This window comes from Streptomyces sp. NPDC001663 (genome assembly GCF_042893105.1).
Lineage (GTDB): Bacteria > Actinomycetota > Actinomycetes > Streptomycetales > Streptomycetaceae > Streptomyces.
In genome coordinates this window covers 311,693-330,066 of record NZ_JBIAUR010000013.1, presented here as the reverse complement: position 1 = coordinate 330,066, position 18,374 = coordinate 311,693, and the positions used below count along the sequence as shown (strand labels likewise).

The following is an 18,374-nucleotide window of genomic DNA, read 5'->3' as shown; positions in this document are numbered from 1 at the left end:
TCATTCGGGCCGATCGGGCGGTGGTTCGGGCCGGTCGGGACGGGCGGGCGATTCGGATCGGGTGGGGCAGGTGGGCCACTTCAGTCGGCCTCGTCATTCGGACTGGTTCGGGCCGGTCGGGACGGGCGGGCGATTCGGGTCGGGCGGGGCAGGTGGCCGCTCGAGTCGGCCTCGTCATTCGGGCCGATCGGGCGGTGGTTCGGGCCGGTCGGGACGGGCGGGCGATTCGGATCGGGTGGGGCAGGTGGGCCACTTCAGTCGGCCTCGTCCTTCGGACTGGTCTGGGCCGGTCGGGACGGGCGGGCGATTCGGGTCGGGCGGGGCAGGTGGGCCGCTTGGGTCGGCCGCGTCAATCAGGCTGGTCCGGGCGAGTGAGTCAGTGGGCGGTTCGGGGCGTCAGACCGGGCGAGTCGGTCGGGTCGGAGAGTCGGTAACGTCATTCGGGCTCGTCCGGTCCGGCGAGTCGGGAGGGCTGTGCGGGTCGGGCCGGGCAGCGGGTGGTCAAGGTCGTTCAGGCCGAGCGGGCCCGTGAGGCGGCCACGTCATCCGGGCCGGTCGGGTCGCCCCCTTCTCGCGGAGCGCTCGCGTCGGTCAACGTGTCCTCGATGAGGCGCGAGGTCAGGTCCGGGCGTACCGTCGCCGGGCTCTCGACCGTCAGGGCGGCGGCGGCATGTCCGTAGCGGGCGGCGTCCACCGGGTCGCCGCCCGCCAGCAGGGCGTGGACGAATGCGGCGAGCATCGCGTCGCCGGCGCCGGTGACGTCGGCGACCTCGGCGGGGGGCGCCGCCAGGAACGTCGCGTTCTCGCCCGCGGTGCTCAGTAGGCTGCCGCGCGCGCCGAGCCTTACCCAGACGTGACGCACTCCGCGCGCGTGCAGCGTGTCGGCGGCGGCGGTCACCTCGGCCTCGCTGTCGCCGACGGGCCGGCCGAGCAGGGCGCGCAGTTCGTCGAGGTTCGGCGTGAGGGCGAAGACCGGGCGGCGGGCGGTGAGCAGCGGGGCGAGCAGGGCCGCCTTGGGTGCGCTGACCGGGTCGATCACCACCGGCACGTCCGCGGGGTGCGCCACGTCCATCGCGTACGCCAGCACCTCGGCCGGCAGGTTGCCGTCCAGGACCAGCATGTCGGCGTGGGCGATCAACTCGCGGGCCGGACGCAGGTCCTGAGGCGCCAGCGCCTCGGTGGCCGCCATGTCCGCCACCGCCACGACCAGGTCGCCGTCGGAGTCGAGGACCGCGGTGTACGTCCCCGTCGGGTGCACGCTGCGGTGCACGTGGTCGAGGCGCACCCCGGCGGCCGCGGTCTCGGTGAGCAGCTGCTCGCCCGCCGCGTCCCGTCCTACGGCGGCGATCAGATGCGTGGGAGTGCCCAGCCGCGCCAGGTTCTCCGCGATGTTCCGGCCCACGCCGCCCGCCGTGGTGCCGGCCCGCCCGGGGTTGCTCGTCCGCTGCCGTACGGGCGCCAGGCTGCGCACCTTCACGTCGACGTTGGCCCCGCCGACGACCACGACCGCGTTCTCCTCGCGGAGGATGTAGCCGCGGCCGAGGATGGCGCCCTTCTTCCCCAGGTTGGACAGGTGCACGTTCACCGCCGCCCGGGTGCTCCCGAGGGCGTCGGCGATCGCCTGCGCCCCGGCGAGCGGGTCACGGCGCAGCAGCGCGATGATCTCGCGCTCCCGCTGGGTCAACATCATGCTGACCAAACTAAAGCGCCTTTATTGGAGTAAGCAAGAGGGGCATCGGCCGGCGGCCTTCTCTCAGCGCCCCATCGATCCGACGATCTCCCGCTGGTACTCGGCGTACGCGGCGCGCAAGGCGGCGCCCGGCCAGTCCTCGGGAAGCAGTTCGGGGGGCAGGACGGGGTCGGTCAGCAGGTGTCGTACGACCGCGGCGAAGGCGGTGAGGCGGTCGGCCGGGTGGCGTGCTCCGGCGATGTGGGCGAGCAGGGCGCGGGCCGTGGCGGACCAGGTGCCCAACGGCCAGAGGTGCGCGGCCAGTTCACGTGCGGGGCGGTCGGGGCGGGAGGTGTAGGACTCGGCCACCGGGTCCAGGTCGCCCGGGAGGGGGCGAATCAGGTTGGCGGGGCGCAGCCACACGCCCTCGCGGAGTTCGGCCAGGCGCAGAGCGGTCAACCGGGCGCGCAGATCGGCGCGTTCGGCGGGGCCGCGCCCGGTCGCCGTGATCACCACCATCTCCCAGTCGCCGCTCCACGCGCGCGTGCGGGCGTCCACCGCCTCGTCCTGGCGGCGCTGGCGGGCCAGCAGGCGGTCGCTGAGCCGGTAGACGGCGTCGGTGCGCCGCAGGTCACCGGCGGCCACCATCCGGCTGAGCGCGGCACGCAGCGTGGAGCCGCCGACACCGAAGGGCTCCACCGCGCGGACGAGGTCCTTCACCGGGAGCTCCGGCGGATGCGTGCCCAGCAGCAGGCTCAGCACGACCGACCGCGCGGACAACGGGCGCAGATCGACCTCACCGGGCTGCTCGGACACGTTCATGCGCATGGTCACGTACTGTACGTGCGCCTTCTTGTTGCATCATTGCTACGACCGCAGGAAAGGTGCAACATGGCTCCATGACCTCGACACCCGCACCCTCGCGACCCCAGCAGCAGTACGCCACGCACGACGTCACCAACCAGCCCCCGCCCCTGACGCCGTACGACGCCTCCGAGGACACGGCCCTGCTGGAAGGGCTGCACCGGGAGGGCGCCGGATGGGCCGAGGAGGACGTCCGGCGGCTGGGCCTCAGGGCCGGCAGTGCCGAGGCTCAGGAGTGGGCCGAGCAGGCCAACGTGCACGAGCCGGTGCTGCGCACGCACGACCGGTACGGCAACCGCGTGGACGAGGTCGACTTCCACCCGAGCTGGCACCACCTGATGCGGACCGCGGTCGCCGCGGGCATGGCCGGCGCACCCTGGGCGGACGACCGTCCCGGCGCCCATGTCGCCCGTACCGCGGGCGGGTTGGTGTGGGGGCACACCGAGGCCGGGCACGGCTGTCCCACGTCGATGACGTACGCGGCGGTCCCCGCACTGCGCGCGCAGCCCGAGCTGGCGAAGGTCTACGAACCCCTGCTGACCGGCCGGGAGTACGAGCCGGAGCTCCGGGTGCCGACCGAGAAGCGCGGTCTGCTCGCCGGCATGGGGATGACGGAGAAGCAGGGCGGCTCCGACGTCCGTACCAACACCACGACGGCGTGGCCGACCGCCGAGCCCGGCATGTACGCGCTGCGCGGGCACAAGTGGTTCACCTCGGCGCCGATGTGCGACGTGTTCCTGGTGCTGGCGCAGGCCCCGGAGGGGCTGTCGTGTTTCCTGGTGCCGCGGATCCTGCCGGACGGCAGCCGCAACACCTTCCGCATACAGCGCCTCAAGGACAAGCTGGGCAACCGCTCCAACGCCTCCTCCGAGCCGGAGTTCGACGGGACCCTCGCCTGGCTGGTCGGGCCGGAGGGGCGGGGCGTCAAGACGATCATCGAGATGGTCAACTGCACGCGGCTGGACTGCGTGATGATGTCGGCCACGCTGATGCGCAAGACGCTGGTCGAGGCGGGACACCATGCGTGCCACCGCAGCGCGTTCGGGGCCCGGCTGGTCGATCAGCCGCTGATGCGCAACGTCCTGGCCGACCTCGCGCTGGAGTCCGAGGCGGCCACCACGCTCACGCTGCGGCTGGCGGGCGCCGCGGACCGGGCGGTGCGCGGGGACGCGGGTGAGGCGGCGTTCCGGCGGATCGCGACCGCCGTCGGCAAGTACTGGGTCACCAAGCGGGGTCCGGCCTTCACCGCGGAGGCCCTGGAGTGCCTCGGCGGCAACGGCTATGTGGAGGAGTCGGGCATGCCCCGCCACTACCGCGAGGCTCCGCTGCTGTCGATCTGGGAGGGCTCGGGGAACGTCAACGCCCTCGACGTGCTGCGGGCGTTGAGGCGTGAGCCGGGCACCGCCCAGGCGCTCTTCGACGAACTCGCCCTGGCGCAGGGCGCGGACGCCCGTCTGGATGCCGCGGTGACCAGGCTCGAGAGCCTCCTGGTCACGGCGTCCGAGTCCGGTGCCCGCCGGCTGGTCGAGCTGATGGCCCTGACCCTGCAGGCCTCCCTGCTGGTCCGGCACGCCCCGCCCGCCGTCGCCGACGCCTTCTGCGCGAGCCGGCTGGGCGGCGACTGGGGGCACGCCTTCGGCACGCTGTCCGACGCGGCCGATGTGGACGCCGTCCTGAATCGCGCGCTGCCCGGGGGCAGTTGAGCCTCTGGCCGGCGGGCGCGCGTGTTTGGCGCAGAGTCACCTCCCGATTCCGCTTCGTTGTCAGTGGCGTGGTGCAGACTCACGATCGGTTGGCACTTCGCCTGGGGAGGACAACGTGTTCACGGGGATCGACGAGGTCGACTGGGCCTCACTGCGGCATGCGTACGGCAGCGCGGAGGACGTGCCCGGATTGCTGCGGGGTCTCGCCTCCGCGGACCCCGCCGAGCGGGAGGTCGCGCTCGACGCGATGTACGGCGCGGTGCACCACCAGGGAGACGTGTACGACTCGACACTGGCCTGCGTTCCGTTTCTGTTCGCGCTGGTGGAGTGCGTGCAAGTGCCGGACCGGGGCGGCCTCGTGGAACTGCTGGTGAGCATCGGCCGGGAGGGCGAGGCGCGGGCGGACACGGACGGGGCCTGCGCGAAGGCGTACACCGCGATCCGCGCGGGCGCCGAGGCCTTCGCCCGGCTGGCGGGGGATCCGGACACCGGGGTGCGGCGGGCGGCCCCCGGGGCGCTGGTGCGATTTCTCGCCGAACCGGCGCGCGTACTGGGCCTGTTGCGGGAGCGGATCACCGTGGAGCGGGACGACCGGGTCCTGCTCGCCCTGACCGAGAGCCTCGGGCTCTACGTACGGCGGCACCCCGGGCAGACCGCCGGGGCGGTGGCCCTCCTGACGGCGCACAGCCTCCCGCCGTACGGCCCCGGGCTTCGCCTCGCCGCCCTCGGCCAGCTCGCGGGCTGTGCGCCCGACCGGCTTCCGACCGACCTGGTGCCCACCGTCGTACGGCTGCTGAGGGAGCGCTCCGAACAGCGGCCCTGCAGGCGGGCGAAGCCGGACTGTCCCGGCACCGACACGCTCGTCGGCCGGCTGCGGCGGCTGCGGCCCTCGGACGAGGAGGGCTCGCAGCTGCTGCGGACCCTGCACAGCGCGCTCGACGACCGGGTGGCCGACCGGATCGCCCTGCTGGTGGGGCAGTTGAGCAGCCCGGACCCGACCGACCGGTGCAACGCGGTGTGGATGTTCCCCGGGCTGATACGCGAGTGGCGCGCCGACTGCAGCGAGCCCGTGGCCCTGATCGGCGCGCAACTGGGCACGGAGGACGACCGGTTGCGCGAGGCCGCACTGTCCGCCCTGGACGGCCTCCTCGACCTGGCCGCTCCGGCCGCCGACCACCTCGACGCGCTGGTGACCTCCCGCCCCGATCTGTGGGTACGGCGGTGGGAGCGCGGGGCACCGAACTTGGGCACCCCGGTCAAGGTCCTTGCGCAGTGCGGGAATGCGCGGGCGACGCCGGTGCTGGCACAGCTGCTGGCCGGGAAGGTCGTACCGGACGACCTGGGACGTGTGGTCGTCCACCTGGGTGCCGCCGCGGCCCCGCTGGCGCCGGCGCTGCGGCGCAGGCTCGGGGACGTTCCGCTCGACTCCCCCGAGACCTACGAGCGGGCGGCGCCGCTGCTGTGGGCGCTGGAGGCGCTCGGCGACGCGGAGTCGGTGCCGGAGGTGCTGCGTCTGCTGCTGGGCATGCCGGACGGCGTGCCGTCGCGGGAGACGGTGGTGGACTCGGCGGCCCGCGCCCTGGGGGCGTTCGGGGCGGCGGCGCGGGAGGCGATTCCCGCGTTGCGTGGGCTGCTGGACACCGGGTCGGCGGTCGCCGCCGCCGGGGCGTTGTGGTCCGTGGAGGGTGACGTCTCCGCCGTACTGCCCGTGCTGGTCCGCGAGTTGACGAGCGGGCGGCATGGTCGGCGGGCGGCTGCGGAGACGCTGGCCCGCCTGGGGCAGGCGGCCCGCCCCGCGCTGCCGGAGCTGTGCCGCATGGCCGAGTCCGAGGACATGTGGGACCGGACGGCGGCCGCGTGCGCCGTGTGGCGGATCGGCGGGGACCCGGAGATCGCCGTCCCGACCCTGAAGGCGGCCTGGGCGCAGAACCCGCACACGCGGCTCACCATCGCAGCGTGCGTCGTCGAACTCGGTCCCGCGGGTGCGCCCCTGCACGATCTGCTGCGCGCGGAGGTCTCCTCTCCTCGGCGGCATCAGGCGTCGCTCGGCGGATACGGCACCCGCGACATCGTGGAGGACGAACAGCTGCTGCGGGCGTGCCGGCAGGCAGTGGGTGACGTGTAGGGCACGCGCACGCCCGCGCGGGCCCTGCCCTGCGAGTCGCCGGTGATCCGGAGGCCGGGCCCGTCAGCCCGTCTTGCGTCCCCACAGGGGCCCGAAGCGGGCCCACTCCGTGTCCCACTGGGACATACGGCGGCGTTCGAGGCGGCCGCACAGGACGCGGCCGCCGACGAAGGGCACCACCGCGGCGCTCGCGCCCACCAGGACACCGATCAGCGAGGCCCTCAACTGGGCCTGTGCGACGGTGGCGGGCTTGGAGACCAGGTGCCCCTGCGGGTCCGTCCAGACCGGGACTTCCGTGCCGGCGGCGCTGCCGGGACGGACGCGGACCTGGCCGGTGTGCGTGGTGCCGTCCGGCACGGTCCAGCGCACCTTGCCCCAGACCAGGTCGCCGCTGGACGTGTCGTGGGCGGGGGCGGTGCCGGGTGCCTTCTCGGTCAGTCGGGCGGCGACCTGATGCCATTCGACGCGCTCGCGGGCCAGCCCGTCCTCAACGGATCTGGTGGCCGTCAGACCGGCGAGCACCCCGGCAAGGACGGTGACCAGCCAGGCGCCGAGCACGACCCAGGCCTCCACCGCGTCAGCGCGGCGCTTGAGCGGGTTGCGCCGCCATCGCCACAGCCAGACCTTCGGACCACGGAACGCCATCGAAGGCATCCTCCTCACGAGCGCACATCCTCCCCACAGCCTCAGAGCACAGACCCCATCGGCCTCCTTCCCATACGGGCGAAGGCCTCTGGATGCTCAGGGCGAGCCCCGCGAATCGACGGTCGCACGAGTCACCCCGTCCGCGCAGGCGTCTTCGAAAACAGGTCCGGATTACCGCGCCGCCTGGCCGATACCACTCTGACCTGCGTGGACGGCGTTTCCAGAGGTGACTGTCAGTGGTGGGGTGCAGACTTGCCGGTGTCTGAGACAAAGACGTCGCGGAGGTGATCGGCATGACCGAGGTACTACTCGCCGTGGGCACGCGAAAAGGCCTGTTCATCGGGCGTCGGCGCGGTGGGACATGGGAGTTCGACGAGACGCCCTACTTCAACGCACAGGCCCTGTACTCGGTGGCCATCGACACCCGCGGTGACCGCCCGCGCCTGCTGGCCGGCGGCGACAGCGCCCACTGGGGCCCGTCGGTGTTCCACTCCGACGACCTGGGCCGCACCTGGACCGAACCGCCCCAGCCCGCCGTCAAGTTCCCCAAGGACACGGGGGCTTCGCTGGAGCGCGTGTGGCAACTGCACCCGGCGGCGGCGGAGGAGGACGTGGTGTACGCGGGTACGGAACCGGCCGCGCTGTACCGCTCCGAGGATCGCGGCGAGACCTTCGAGCTGGTCCGCCCCCTGTGGGAGCACCCCACCCGCTCCAAGTGGGTGCCGGGCGGCGGCGGTGAGGGCCTGCACACCGTGCTCACCGACAAGCGCGCCCCGCAGGCCGTGACGGTCGCGGTCTCGACCGCCGGAGTGTTTCGCACCCTCGACGGCGGCGCCAGCTGGGCCCCCTCCAACTCCGGTGTCTCCGCGGTGTTCCTGCCGGATCCGAACCCGGAGTTCGGCCAGTGCGTGCACAAGGTCGCGCGGGACGCGGCGAACCCGGACCGCCTGTATCTGCAGAACCACTGGGGGGTGTACAGAAGCGACGACGCGGGCGCGCACTGGACCGACATCGGCGAAGGGCTGCCGTCCACCTTCGGCTTCGCGGCGGCCACCCACCCCCGCCGCGGCGACACGGCGTACGTGTATCCGATCAACGCGGACGCAGACCGGGTGCCCGCCGACCACCGTTGTCGGGTCTTCCGCACGGCGGATGCGGGCAAGAGCTGGGAGCCGCTGTCGGCGGGCCTGCCCCAGGAGGACCACTACGGCACGGTGCTGCGCGACGCGATGTGCACCGACGACGCCGACCCGGCGGGTGTGTACTTCGGCAACCGCAACGGCGAGGTGTACGCATCGGCCGACGACGGCGACAGCTGGCGGCAGTTGGCCTCGCATCTGCCGGACGTGCTGTGTGTGCGGGCCGCGGTGGTCGGATGAGCCGTCAGGGGGGACCGCAGGGCCTTGGCCACCGGTTGATTGCCGCTGCCCGTACGGCAGTAGGGTGACGCCCGTGGCACCACGACCCTTGCATGAAATCGTCGAGGCGGGCTGGGCGAAGGCCCTGGAACCCGTGGCCGAACGGATCGCCGGGATGGGGGACTTCCTGCGCGCGGAGATCGCCGCGGGGCGCACGTATCTGCCGGCCGGACCGAATGTTCTGCGGGCCTTCCAACAGCCCTTCGACGACGTCCGCGTCCTGATCGTCGGGCAGGACCCGTACCCGACCCCGGGGCATGCGGTGGGGCTGTCGTTCTCGGTGGCGCCCGAGGTGCGTCCGCTGCCGGGCAGTCTCATCAACATCTACCGGGAGCTGAACACCGACCTGGGCATGCCCCAGCCGTCCAACGGCGATCTGACGCCGTGGACGCAGCAGGGCGTGCTGTTGCTCAACAGGGCGCTGACGACCGCCCCGCGCAAGCCCGCGGCGCACCGCGGCAAGGGCTGGGAGGAGGTCACCGAGCAGGCCATCCGTGCGCTGGCCGGGCGCGGCAAGCCGCTGGTGTCCATCCTGTGGGGCCGCGACGCCCGCAACCTGCGCCCGCTGCTCGGCAGCCTCCCGTCGGTGGAGTCGGCGCACCCCTCCCCGATGTCGGCCGACCGCGGCTTCTTCGGCTCCCGCCCGTTCAGCCGCGCCAACGACCTGCTGATCGGACAGGGCGGACAGCCGGTGGACTGGCGCCTGCCGTGACCGGTGCGGGCGACGGGGTCCTCGCGGTCGATTCGGGGGGCTCCGGGCTGCGGGTCGTCGTCAAAGGCATGGCGCGTGCCGTGCGCGCCCAGCGGGAGTCCCGGGAGCCGGTCCGCACCGGTGCCCGGGGGATCGAGCCGAGGCATCTCTTGGCGCAACTGGTGCCGATGGTGCGGGAGTTGACCGCCGAGACCGGTGTTACCGCGCTGACCGCGGCCGTAGTGGGTGCGGCCGGGCTCGCCAGCCTGGGCGAGGCCCTGCGTGCCGAACTGCCGGGCACGCTGGAGCGGGAGTTCGGCATCCGCCGCGTCGCCCTCGTCGCCGACGCCGTCACCGCGTATGTGGGCGCCCTCGGGCCACGGCCCGGTGCCGTGGTCGCCGCCGGTACGGGCCTGATCGCCGTCGGCACCGACCTGACCCGCTGGCGCCGGGCGGACGGCTGGGGCCATCTGCTGGGCGACTGCGGCAGCGGTGCCTGGATCGGGCGGGCGGGACTGGAGGCCGCCCTGCGCGCGCACGACGGGCGGCCCGGCGGTTCGGCCCGACTGCTGGCCCGTGCCACGGAGGCGTTCGGGCCGATGCCGGGGCTACCGGGCCGGCTCTACCCACGCCCTGACCGTCCCGCCGTCCTCGCCTCGTTCGCGCCGCAGGTGGCCGACTGCGCCGACGGTGATCCGGTCGCCGCGGACATCCTGCGCGCCGCGGCCCGGCACATGGCCGAATCGGCGGCCGCGGTCTGCCCGGCCACGGGAGAGCCCCGAGTAGCCGTCACAGGCGGTCTGTTCAAGATGGGGGACACGCTCCTCGTACCGCTGAAGGAAGAGCTGGCGCAGCGGCTGCCGCACGCGCCGCTGGTGCCGTCCGCCGGCGATCCGCTCGAGGGCTCGGTACGCATCGCGGACGACCTCGCGGCAGGAGCGCTCACTCTTCCGAGTGACGAGACCATGCTGTGCGTAACGAACCGCGTGTGACAACCGGGACAAGGGACCGTTCCCGGGGTGCCGATCACTTCTGATCCGTACGTAACTCATCAGACAAAACAGGACGGATACCGCTCACCTGCACCCTCCCCGAACAGGGGAGCCCAGGAAGCCAGTAACATGCGTCGCCATGAGCTCCCCCACTGGGCCCGCGTCCGGCCTGCCAGTACGAATGCCGCGACCTCGCCAGCCCGGGCGGCACCGCCGACCCGAGCCCCTGGCGGCTCCCGAGGGCGCGCCCGCGCTCGTCCTCGCGGTGCCGGGCGCTCCCGGCACCGCCACGCGCGGCCTCGCCGAGGAGGTCGTGAGCATCGCTCGCTCCGAGCTCCCGGGCCTCGACGGCCGGATCGGCTACCTGGACGGGGACGACGCGGAGTACCCCACGCTCCAGGCCGTGCTCGTGCACGCCGCCGAGGAGCGCAGGGCCCGCTACGAGCAGGCCAAAGCCGCCGGTCTCGACGTCAAGGAGCCGGACGGCCCCGTCGCCGTCGTCGTGCCGCTGCTCGCCGGCCCGGACAGCGCCCTGCTGCGGCGCATCCGCCAGGCGGTCATGGACAGCCGCGTCGCGGCCGACCTGACCGACGTCCTGGGCCCGCACCCGCTGCTCGCGGAGGCGCTGCACGTGCGGCTGTCGGAGGCCGGCCTGGCCCGCGCCGACCGCGCCCGCCTGTTCACCGTGGCGACCGCCGCGGACGGCATCATCCTGGCCTCGGTCGGCGGTGACGAGGCGGTGCAGGCGGCCGGGATCACCGGCATGCTGCTCGCCGCGCGCCTGGCCGTGCCGGTGATGGCGGCGGCGCTGGACCAGGAGGGCGCGATCGCGTCCGTCGCCGAGCAGCTGCGGTCCTCGGGCTCGCAGCAGCTGGCGCTGGCGCCGTACCTGATAGGGCCGGAGATCGACCCTGGCCTGATCGAGGAGGCGGCGAGGGAGGCGGACTGCGCGGCGGCCGAGGGCCTCGGCCCCTACCCGGCGATCGGCAAGCTCGCGCTGGCCAAGTACACGACGGCCCTGGGCATCGCCCCGCCGCAGCCGCAGGGCGCGCCGGTCCGCTGACGCGCACGGCACAGACGTAGGACTGCCGAAGGGCCCGCTCCGCACTCGGGAGCCGGGCCCTTCGGCGTTCCGGGCTCAGCCACGTGCACCGGGCTCAGCCACGACTTCCAGGACCAGCCGCAGGACACGCCGGACGCGCAGGCCGTCAGTCGAAGACCACGCAGGACGCGGCCGGTACGGCGAGCGAGCCCTCGTACCGGGGCAGGCCCGTGGCCGGGTCGAGGGCGAACCAGGTCACGTTGCCGGAGCGCTCGTTCGCGGCATACAGGAATCCCCCGGACTCGGCGATGGCGCGCGGCCAGTCGCCGCCGCAGGGCACGGTGCCGACCAGCCGCAGCTCCTCTCCCTCGACGGCGAACGTGGACAGGACGTCCTCGCCGCGGGTGGCGGTCCACACGAAGCGGCCGTCGGGCGAGACGACGACGCCCGAGGGGTAGGCGTCGCCGGCCGGGGCGTCGGGCAGGACCTGGTGTTCGGTCAGCGGCTCCAACAGGCCCTCGCTGGAGTCCCAGCGGCAGACGGTGAGGGTGGGGGTGAGTTCGTTGAGCACGTACGCACGCGCGCCGTCGGGGTGGAAGGCCAGGTGGCGCGGGCCCGAGCCGGGCCGCAGCGAGATCTCCCGGTGCACCGCGAGGCTGCCGCCGGTCAGCGTGCACACCCGTACGGAATCGGTGCCGAGGTCGATGCTGACGGCCCACCGTCCGCTCGGGTCGGGCTGCACCTGGTGGGCGTGCGGGCCTTGCTGGCGGCGGTTGTGCGGACCGGAGCCCTTGTGCTGGAGCACGTCGGACGCGGCGCCCGCGAGGCTGCCGTCGGCCCGGACGGGGACGGCGGTGACGCTGCCGGAGCCGTAGTTGGCCGTCAGGACGTGTCCGTCGAAGACGCTCAGGTGCGTGGGTCCGCTCCCGCCGACCGGCACCGGCGCGCCGGCCTGCTCGGGCCGCTCCCCCGTCACCCGGTACGCGGCCACCGCGCCCTCGGCCGTCTCGCTGACCGCGTAGAGGGTGTCCCCGCCGGGCGCCAGGGCCAGATACGAGGGGTCGGGTACGCCGGCCACATTGTTCAGGGCGGTCAGTGCACCGCCGTCCGCGGCCACGGCCGCCGTCACGATCCCGGGGCCTCCCGCCGCCGTGAACGACCCGATGAAGGCCCGCCGTCGCCGCCCGCCGCCGTCTGTCACCGCTGTCCCCTCTCGGTCCGGTTCCGTCGGGGCGACGTTAGCAGTCGATCACCAGCGGTCTAGACCATACGTGGGGGATTTGACCGGGCCGCAATGCTGGCGGCGCCGGTCTCACCGCGGGCCCGGGCGAGGGCCTCGGGGTGGTGGACGTAGGCGGGGCCGCCCTCCACGGTGTCGTAGGTGCGGTGGAAGACGGGCGTGGTGCTGCCGGAGATCGGCGGCACGATCCACGACCAGTCGGCGCCCACCCGGCGGCCCTTGCGCTGCTCGCGGTCGAGGTGGTCGATGAACCGGCGGGACTCGGTGTGGTGGTCGGTGACGGTCACGCCGGCGCGGTCGAAGGAGTGCAGCACCGAGCGGTTCAGCTCGACGAGCGCGCGGTCCTTCCACAGCGTGCGGTCGGTGCGGGTGTCGAGGCCGAGGCCGTCGGCGATGCGTGGCAGGAGGTCGTAGCGGTCGGCGTCGGCGAGGTTGCGGGCGCCGATCTCGGTGCCCATGTACCAGCCGTTGAACGGGGCCGCCGGGTAGCAGATCCCGCCGATCTCCAGGCACATGTTGGCGAGCGCGGGCACCGCGTGCCAGCGCAGGCCGAGCGTGGGCCACCAGGCGTACTCGGGGTGCGTGAGGTCGACTTCGAGTACGGCGTCGTCCGGTACGTCGAACCAGTCGGGCCGGTCGTCGCCGGCGCCCTGGACGATCAGTGGCAGGACGTCGAAGGGGGTACCGGGGCCGCCGGGCCAGCCGAGGCGGAGGGCGAGGGCGGTGATGCCGGCGTTGCGCGGGTCGCCGGTGACCGTGCCGTCGGGGCGGGTGTAGCCGGCGTAGCGGACGAGCTGTTCGTTCCAGATGCGCGGTCCGGGGCGGCCGGGTTCGTCGGGCGCGAAGACGGAGATGAGGGCGCGGATCCGGCCGTCGCGGGTGGCCTCCCGCAGATGCCCGGCGGACGCCTCGGCCACGGCGTCCGCGTCGCGCACGTCCCGCAGGTCGCGCACCCGCAGGGAGCGCCAGTACAGGCGCCCTATGCACCGGTTGGCGTTGCGCCAGGCCACCCGGGCGCCGAAGACGAGTTCCTCCGTGGTGTGGCGGTAGGTGCCCGTGGCCGCGATGTCGGCATGTGCCGCGGCTATACGGCGGGCCGGGTCGCCGAGCCGTTCCTCGGTGTGGTGCAGGGTGAGGAACTCGGCGGCGGCGCGCAGGAGTTCGTACGGCGGCGGATCGCGTCGCACGGGGGTCGGTGGACCGCCGGTGAGCACCCGCCCGCGCAGGCCCGTCACTTGGGAGAGGGCGGAGCGCCCGCAGTGCTCCTCGTGGCCGGTCTCGAACCGCTCCAGCCAGCCGCCCGGTTCGTCCACCCAGGGTGGCGGGCTGCCTCCGGCGTCGGTCGCAGGTTTCCAGCGTCCGTCCCTGCGCGGGAAGTTACGCATGGCACACCCCCAGGCGGCACGCCCGCGGACCGCTCCCGCGCGGCCCTCGGGGGTCGGGCGTCCGATAGCGGCGGGGTTACCCGCACAGTGGCCTGATCCACCCTCTAGATGGCCGATACTGCTTTATTCCGCAGCGGGGTGGCCAGTTCCGCGAGGGCCCGTTCCAGGCCGTGGAGGTGGGCCAGTGCGGGTTCCGTGGTCGGGGACTCGGTGGTGACGGTGACGTGGGCGCGGTCGCCTCCGGTGAGGGCCTCCACCGCCGCCTCCACGCGCCAGCAGGCCGCGGCCAGGCGGGCGTCGTGGGAGGCCTCCGGGTCGGCGGCGACGGTGGCCAGGCCGCGGATCTCGTGGGCGCAGTCGTCGAGCAGGGCCAGGACCCGGCGGGCGCGGCGCTTTCGGCTGAGCATCGGGTTGAGGGGGTGCACCAGGGGCGCGACGGACAGCCGTACGCGACCCAGGAGTTGTTCCAGTTCCGCGACCCGTCGCGCCGGGTCGGCGTCCACGGCGCCCGCGAGCCGGGCGGCGGCCTCCGCCGTGCACGTGTGCACGCACCGCAGGGCGCGCTGGATCCAGGCGTCGGTGGTGGTGTGGGTGGTGACCGGCAGGAGGAGGAGCACGGCGAGCGCGGCGCCGAGCGCGCCGACGCCGGTCTCCGCGAGGCGCAGGGCGAGCAGGCCCGGGTTCAGCACGCCCAGGAGGCCGTAGAGGAGTTCGGCCAGGAGTGTCACCCAGAGCATCATCCAGGTGTACGAGACGGCGGCCGTGTAGAAGATGCCGAAGACGCAGGCGCTGAGGAGTACAGCAGTGGGGAGGGCCGCTCCGTGCACGGGGACAGCGATCAGCAGGCCGAGGCCGATGCCGATCACCGTGCCGAGGACGCGACGGAAGCCGCGGACCAGGGTCTCGCCGCGCGAGGCGGTGTTGACGAAGATCCACCAGGTGGCGCCGACGGCCCAGTACCAGCGCTGCCCGGACACCAGCTGGCCCACGACGAGGGCGAAGCCCGCGCCGGCCGTCGCCTGCACCGCCTGGCGCGTGGTCACGCGGGCGAGTCCGGCACCGGCCGCTGGGGCGGGCACCGGCGCCGGGGGCTGCCGGCTCTCGTAGCACCACACGCCGAAGCGCACCGCCGACGCGGCGAGCAGCGACAGGACCACGGCGGCGTACAGCTCGGGCAGTTGCGCAGTGGTGGCGTGCAGGAACTGCGCCACGAAGAAGGTCATGAACGCGAACACGCCGAGGCTGTGCCCGCGCGGGCCCCAGCGGCGCGCGTACACACCCGCGCCGATCACGGCGAGGAAGGTGAGGTCGCGGGCCACGGGGTGGCCGTGCAGCTCGGCAGCGGCGGCCAGCACCGGCAGGCCGACGGCCGGCAGCAGCGCGGTGGTGACGGCCTGTCCGCGGACGGTGGCGTCGGTGACGGTGAACAGCGCGAGCAGCGCGGCGAGCCCGCCGGTGACGGTGCCGACGAGGGAGAGTCCGGCCAGGCCGCAGACGACGACCGCGAGCCCGATGCCGAGCACGGCCCGCGCCGCGAAGCGCAGCCGGACCCGGCCCGGATCCGGAGCCACGAACACCCTCTTCAGCACTGCTTTCCGCCCCCTTGGACAACGGCATGAAAAAGGCGCCGCGGGGTCCGCAGCGCCATCGACGGGTTCATTGGAGCATCATCGTGGCGACTGGCTCAAGCGACCTCGAATATGCTGAGCCATTGGCACAGACATATCGGTCCACGCACGTCCACCAGCGAGCCAACGGACCACGTACGAGGAAGGGCCGCGCACCATGGCCGTGGACGAGCTCGACACCCGCATCCTGCGGCTGCTGATGGAGCAGCCCCGCACGAGCGTGCGCGAGTACGCCCGCATCCTCGGCGTCGCACGCGGCACCCTGCAGGCCCGCCTCGACCGCCTGGAACGGGATGGTGTGATCACCGGCACGGGCCCCACGCTCTCCCCCGCCGCGCTCGGCCACCCGGTGCTCGCGTTCGTGCACATCGAGGTCACCCAGGGACATCTGGACGACGTGGGCGACGCGCTGGCCGCCGTGCCGGAGATCGTCGAGGCCTTCTCGATCACGGGCGGCGGCGATCTGCTGACCCGGGTCGTGGCGCGCGACAACGCCCATCTCGAGGACGTGATCCAGAAGCTCATCAGCCTGCCGGGCGTCGTCCGCACCCGCACCGAGGTGGCCCTGCGCGAGCGCGTGCCGCAGCGGCTGCTGCCGCTGGTCGAGTCGATCGGGCGCGCGGCACGGAAATGAGTGCGCAGCTCACGGCGTGGGGTGCGCACGACCGGCCCGTGCGCTCAGCTCCGTCTTCCTGATCTTCCCGGTCGGGGTGAGCGGCAGCTCGGGGACGATCTCGACCAGCGGCACCTTGTACGTCGCCATCGTCCCCTTCGCCCAGGCGCGCAGCCCGTCGGCGGTCAGCCCCGAACCCGGTGCGGTGCGCACGAAGGCGTACGGCAGTTGACCGCTGTCCTCGTCCTCGACGGCGACGACGGCTGCCGCGAGCACCTCGGGATGCCGTCCGAGCAGGGTCTCGACCTCGGTGGGGAACACGCTCATCCCCTTCACCTTGATCATGTCCTTGTTCCGGCCGAGGTAGCGCAGACAGCCGTCCTCGTCGAGGCTGCCGATGTCCCCGGTGTGCAGCCGGCCGTCACGCAGCGCCTGCGCGGTGGCCTCGGGTGCACGCCAGTAGCGGGTGAGCACCGAGGGCCCGCGGACGACGATCTCGCCGGGTTCGCCGAGCGGCAGCGGCTCGCCGGTGGTGAAGTCGACGACCATGAACTCGGTGCCGGGCACGGGCAGTCCGCAGAACACGGGGTCGCCGAGCAGGTCGTGGTCGCCGTCCTGGAAACCGAGGGTGTTGGTGTCGCTGGTGTGGGTCTCGGTCATGCCGTACGAGGCCTCGCGCAGGGTGCCGCCGGTGGCCTGCCGCCAGCGGGCGCGCACCTCGGGGGTGAGCTTGCGGATGAAGGAGATGGCGAGCGGGGCGGTGAGGCTGCTCAGGTCGCGGTGCGGGAATTCGGGGTGGTCGAGGAGTTCGAGGTAGTTCTCGACGATTCCGCCATGGTGGTGACCCGGTGCGTCTCGATCGCCTCGAGGACGGCGGCCGGGTCCCAGCGGACGAGCAGCACGCCGGTGCCGCCGGAGACCAGCGGGGCGAGGATGCCGAGGTTCTCGCCCGCGATCCAGAAGACGGGCAGGTAGCAGAGGGAGACGATGCCGTCCTCGGCACCGGGCATGCCGTTCTGGATCGCGGTCGCCGTGTAGACCATGTGGCGCTGGGTGTGCTCGACGCCCTTGGGCAGTCCGGTGGTACCGCCGGTGTAGTTGAGGGCGGCGAGCACGTCGAGGTCCTCGGCCGGGGCGGCCAGGAGCGGGTGGTCCATGATGCCGGGCCACTCGTCCTCCAGCAGTACCGCACGGGCCGGCGTGCCCTCGAGCGCCTCGGCGAGCACGTCCCGCAGCGGCTCGAAGGACAGCACCAACTCGACGCCGGAGTCCTCGACTTCGTGCCTCACCTCCGCCGCCTTGAACATCGGGTTGACGGGCACGTGCACCGCTCCGAGACGCAGGATCGCCAGGAACGCGACGGCGAAGAACACACTGTTGGGCAGATGGACGGCCACCCGGTCCCCGGCGCGCACACCGCGACCCTCCAGCCAGCCCGCCAACCGGTCCACGGCGTCGTCGAGTTCGCGGTAGGTGAGCGTCTGGCTGTGGGCGACGAAGGCGGCCTTGTCGGGCGTCTCCCGGGCCCAGTGCCGTACGTATCCAGGCACCGTCCGCGTCCCTGCGCGGTGCGTCACGGTGTCCGGCTGCCCGACCCGCCGCCGCGACTTCGCCCAGCGGGCGCGCAGGTCGGCGAGGTGGGCGTCGGTGCTTGGCGTTGACGTCATGGTGCGGCTACTCCTGACGTAGGCGGGGCTGCTCCTGACGATTCGGTGCGGCTCCGAGCAGGTGCAGGTACATGGCGGTCACATCGCGTACGGCCTCGTCGTACGAGTCGGGGTGCGCGGCGACCCGGCGGGCGGACTCGACGCACATGCCGCCCACCGCGCGGGCCAGGGCAAGCGGTTCGGCGACCGGGGCGGCCCGGCCGCGGTCGGCGAGGCGGCGGATGTAGCGGGCGTGGCGGTGGACGGGCCGTTCGCGGATCTCGTCCCACAGGTGCCGTACGTCCGGATCGGTGCGAGCCTGCTGCTCCAACAGGCCGAGCAGCGGCTGGTGTTGGGCGTAGGCGGCGATGAAGGCGCCGACCGACGCCTCGGCCACCGCGAGTGTGTCGTCCGTGTCGACGCCGGGCACCTCCTGCGCGGCGAGGAACGCGTCCCGTACACGGACCGCGAGGACGCGGAAGATCTCCTCCTTGGAGGCGAAGTACACATAGAAGCCCGCGCGGGAGACCTCGGCCTCGGCGGTGATGTCGGCGACGGTGGCCGGGCCGAGTCCGAGCCGTGCGAAGACGGCCTCGGCGGCGTCCAGGAGCCGGGCGCGGGCCGGGGCCTCGGTGCGGTCGCGGGCGGTGCGGACCGCCCAGGCCTTCTGTGTGCGTGCCACACGGGGAGCGTATTGACGTTGACGTCAATGT

The 18,374-nt window shown here is 73.4% G+C and carries 16 protein-coding genes; 7 read left to right on the top strand and 9 right to left on the bottom strand.

Annotated features, from left to right (window positions below; all coding sequences use genetic code 11):
- Positions 1-511: 511 nt before the first annotated feature.
- Positions 512-1,690, bottom strand: coding sequence for a PfkB family carbohydrate kinase (locus ACFY1L_RS37385; RefSeq protein ID WP_388834615.1), 1,179 nt, complete (start codon positions 1,688-1,690; stop codon positions 512-514).
- A 63-nt stretch (positions 1,691-1,753) separates the two neighbouring features.
- On the bottom strand, positions 1,754-2,497 hold the full coding sequence (locus tag ACFY1L_RS37380) for a PaaX family transcriptional regulator C-terminal domain-containing protein (RefSeq protein WP_388834612.1): 744 nt from the start codon (positions 2,495-2,497) through the stop codon (positions 1,754-1,756).
- A gap of 71 nt (positions 2,498-2,568) precedes the next feature.
- On the opposite strand from ACFY1L_RS37380, the gene ACFY1L_RS37375 reads away from it, so the two are divergent.
- Positions 2,569-4,236, top strand: coding sequence for a DNA alkylation response protein (locus ACFY1L_RS37375; protein ID WP_388834609.1), 1,668 nt, complete (start codon positions 2,569-2,571; stop codon positions 4,234-4,236).
- A 115-nt stretch (positions 4,237-4,351) separates the two neighbouring features.
- On the top strand, positions 4,352-6,361 hold the full coding sequence (locus tag ACFY1L_RS37370; protein WP_388834607.1) for a HEAT repeat domain-containing protein: 2,010 nt from the start codon (positions 4,352-4,354) through the stop codon (positions 6,359-6,361).
- 63 nt (positions 6,362-6,424) lie between these two features.
- Here the strand turns inward: ACFY1L_RS37370 and ACFY1L_RS37365 are convergent, their stop codons facing one another.
- Positions 6,425-7,006 (bottom strand): hypothetical protein, encoded by a 582-nt coding sequence (locus ACFY1L_RS37365; protein ID WP_388834604.1) that lies wholly within the window; start codon positions 7,004-7,006, stop codon positions 6,425-6,427.
- Positions 7,007-7,299: 293 nt separating this feature from the next.
- On the opposite strand from ACFY1L_RS37365, the gene ACFY1L_RS37360 reads away from it, so the two are divergent.
- The 4 genes from ACFY1L_RS37360 (at position 7,300) to ACFY1L_RS37345 (ending at position 11,170) form a co-directional block, all read left to right on the top strand.
- Complete coding sequence (locus tag ACFY1L_RS37360) at positions 7,300-8,385, top strand: WD40/YVTN/BNR-like repeat-containing protein (RefSeq protein WP_388834601.1); 1,086 nt, start codon at positions 7,300-7,302, stop codon at positions 8,383-8,385.
- A 73-nt stretch (positions 8,386-8,458) separates the two neighbouring features.
- Positions 8,459-9,136, top strand: a complete 678-nt coding sequence (locus ACFY1L_RS37355; protein ID WP_388834599.1) for a uracil-DNA glycosylase — start codon at positions 8,459-8,461, stop codon at positions 9,134-9,136.
- Positions 9,133-10,107 carry an N-acetylglucosamine kinase gene (locus tag ACFY1L_RS37350; protein WP_388834597.1) on the top strand — a complete coding sequence of 325 codons (975 nt, stop codon included), beginning with the start codon at positions 9,133-9,135 and terminating at the stop codon, positions 10,105-10,107. The genes ACFY1L_RS37355 and ACFY1L_RS37350 overlap by 4 nt, the downstream gene beginning before the upstream one ends.
- Positions 10,108-10,246: 139 nt before the next feature.
- Complete coding sequence (locus ACFY1L_RS37345; protein ID WP_388834595.1) at positions 10,247-11,170, top strand: sirohydrochlorin chelatase; 924 nt, start codon at positions 10,247-10,249, stop codon at positions 11,168-11,170.
- 145 nt (positions 11,171-11,315) lie between these two features.
- Here the strand turns inward: ACFY1L_RS37345 and ACFY1L_RS37340 are convergent, their stop codons facing one another.
- The 3 genes from ACFY1L_RS37340 to ACFY1L_RS37330 form a co-directional block, all read right to left on the bottom strand.
- The gene (locus tag ACFY1L_RS37340) at positions 11,316-12,350 is read right to left on the bottom strand and encodes a lactonase family protein (protein ID WP_388834592.1); all 1,035 of its coding nucleotides are present in this window, start codon (positions 12,348-12,350) and stop codon (positions 11,316-11,318) included.
- Between the two features lie 59 nt (positions 12,351-12,409).
- Complete coding sequence (locus ACFY1L_RS37335; RefSeq protein WP_388834589.1) at positions 12,410-13,774, bottom strand: nitric oxide synthase oxygenase; 1,365 nt, start codon at positions 13,772-13,774, stop codon at positions 12,410-12,412.
- Between the two features lie 104 nt (positions 13,775-13,878).
- Positions 13,879-15,363: an FUSC family protein gene (locus ACFY1L_RS37330; RefSeq protein WP_388834586.1), complete on the bottom strand. Its 1,485-nt coding sequence runs from the start codon at positions 15,361-15,363 to the stop codon at positions 13,879-13,881.
- A gap of 196 nt (positions 15,364-15,559) precedes the next feature.
- Here ACFY1L_RS37330 and ACFY1L_RS37325 point away from each other — a divergent pair, with 196 nt between their 5' ends.
- Positions 15,560-16,036: an Lrp/AsnC family transcriptional regulator gene (locus tag ACFY1L_RS37325; protein WP_388834583.1), complete on the top strand. Its 477-nt coding sequence runs from the start codon at positions 15,560-15,562 to the stop codon at positions 16,034-16,036.
- A gap of 9 nt (positions 16,037-16,045) precedes the next feature.
- On the opposite strand, the gene ACFY1L_RS37320 is transcribed toward ACFY1L_RS37325, so the two are convergent.
- Genes ACFY1L_RS37320 through ACFY1L_RS37310 form a run of 3 tightly spaced genes read right to left on the bottom strand, consistent with a single transcriptional unit; the run spans position 16,046 to position 18,343 of the window.
- A complete protein-coding gene (locus ACFY1L_RS37320) occupies positions 16,046-16,762 on the bottom strand; it encodes an AMP-binding protein (protein WP_388834765.1) in 717 nt (238 codons plus the stop codon).
- A 23-nt stretch (positions 16,763-16,785) separates the two neighbouring features.
- Complete coding sequence (locus tag ACFY1L_RS37315) at positions 16,786-17,682, bottom strand: AMP-binding protein (RefSeq protein ID WP_388834580.1); 897 nt, start codon at positions 17,680-17,682, stop codon at positions 16,786-16,788.
- 7 nt (positions 17,683-17,689) lie between these two features.
- Entirely contained in the window at positions 17,690-18,343 is a 654-nt protein-coding gene (locus ACFY1L_RS37310; protein WP_388834578.1) for a TetR/AcrR family transcriptional regulator, read from the bottom strand.
- Between the last annotated feature and the right edge of the window lie 31 nt (positions 18,344-18,374).

Coding starts and splice junctions, on each gene's coding strand:
- ACFY1L_RS37380 (WP_388834612.1), bottom strand. CDS start 2,497: ATGCGCATGAACGTGTCCGAGCAGCCCGGTGAGGTCGATCTGCGCCCG.
- ACFY1L_RS37365 (WP_388834604.1), bottom strand. CDS start 7,006: ATGGCGTTCCGTGGTCCGAAGGTCTGGCTGTGGCGATGGCGGCGCAAC.
- ACFY1L_RS37335 (WP_388834589.1), bottom strand. CDS start 13,774: ATGCGTAACTTCCCGCGCAGGGACGGACGCTGGAAACCTGCGACCGAC.
- ACFY1L_RS37360 (WP_388834601.1), top strand. CDS start 7,300: ATGACCGAGGTACTACTCGCCGTGGGCACGCGAAAAGGCCTGTTCATC.
- ACFY1L_RS37375 (WP_388834609.1), top strand. CDS start 2,569: ATGACCTCGACACCCGCACCCTCGCGACCCCAGCAGCAGTACGCCACG.
- ACFY1L_RS37385 (WP_388834615.1), bottom strand. CDS start 1,690: ATGATGTTGACCCAGCGGGAGCGCGAGATCATCGCGCTGCTGCGCCGT.
- ACFY1L_RS37315 (WP_388834580.1), bottom strand. CDS start 17,682: ATGACGTCAACGCCAAGCACCGACGCCCACCTCGCCGACCTGCGCGCC.
- ACFY1L_RS37325 (WP_388834583.1), top strand. CDS start 15,560: ATGGCCGTGGACGAGCTCGACACCCGCATCCTGCGGCTGCTGATGGAG.
- ACFY1L_RS37345 (WP_388834595.1), top strand. CDS start 10,247: ATGAGCTCCCCCACTGGGCCCGCGTCCGGCCTGCCAGTACGAATGCCG.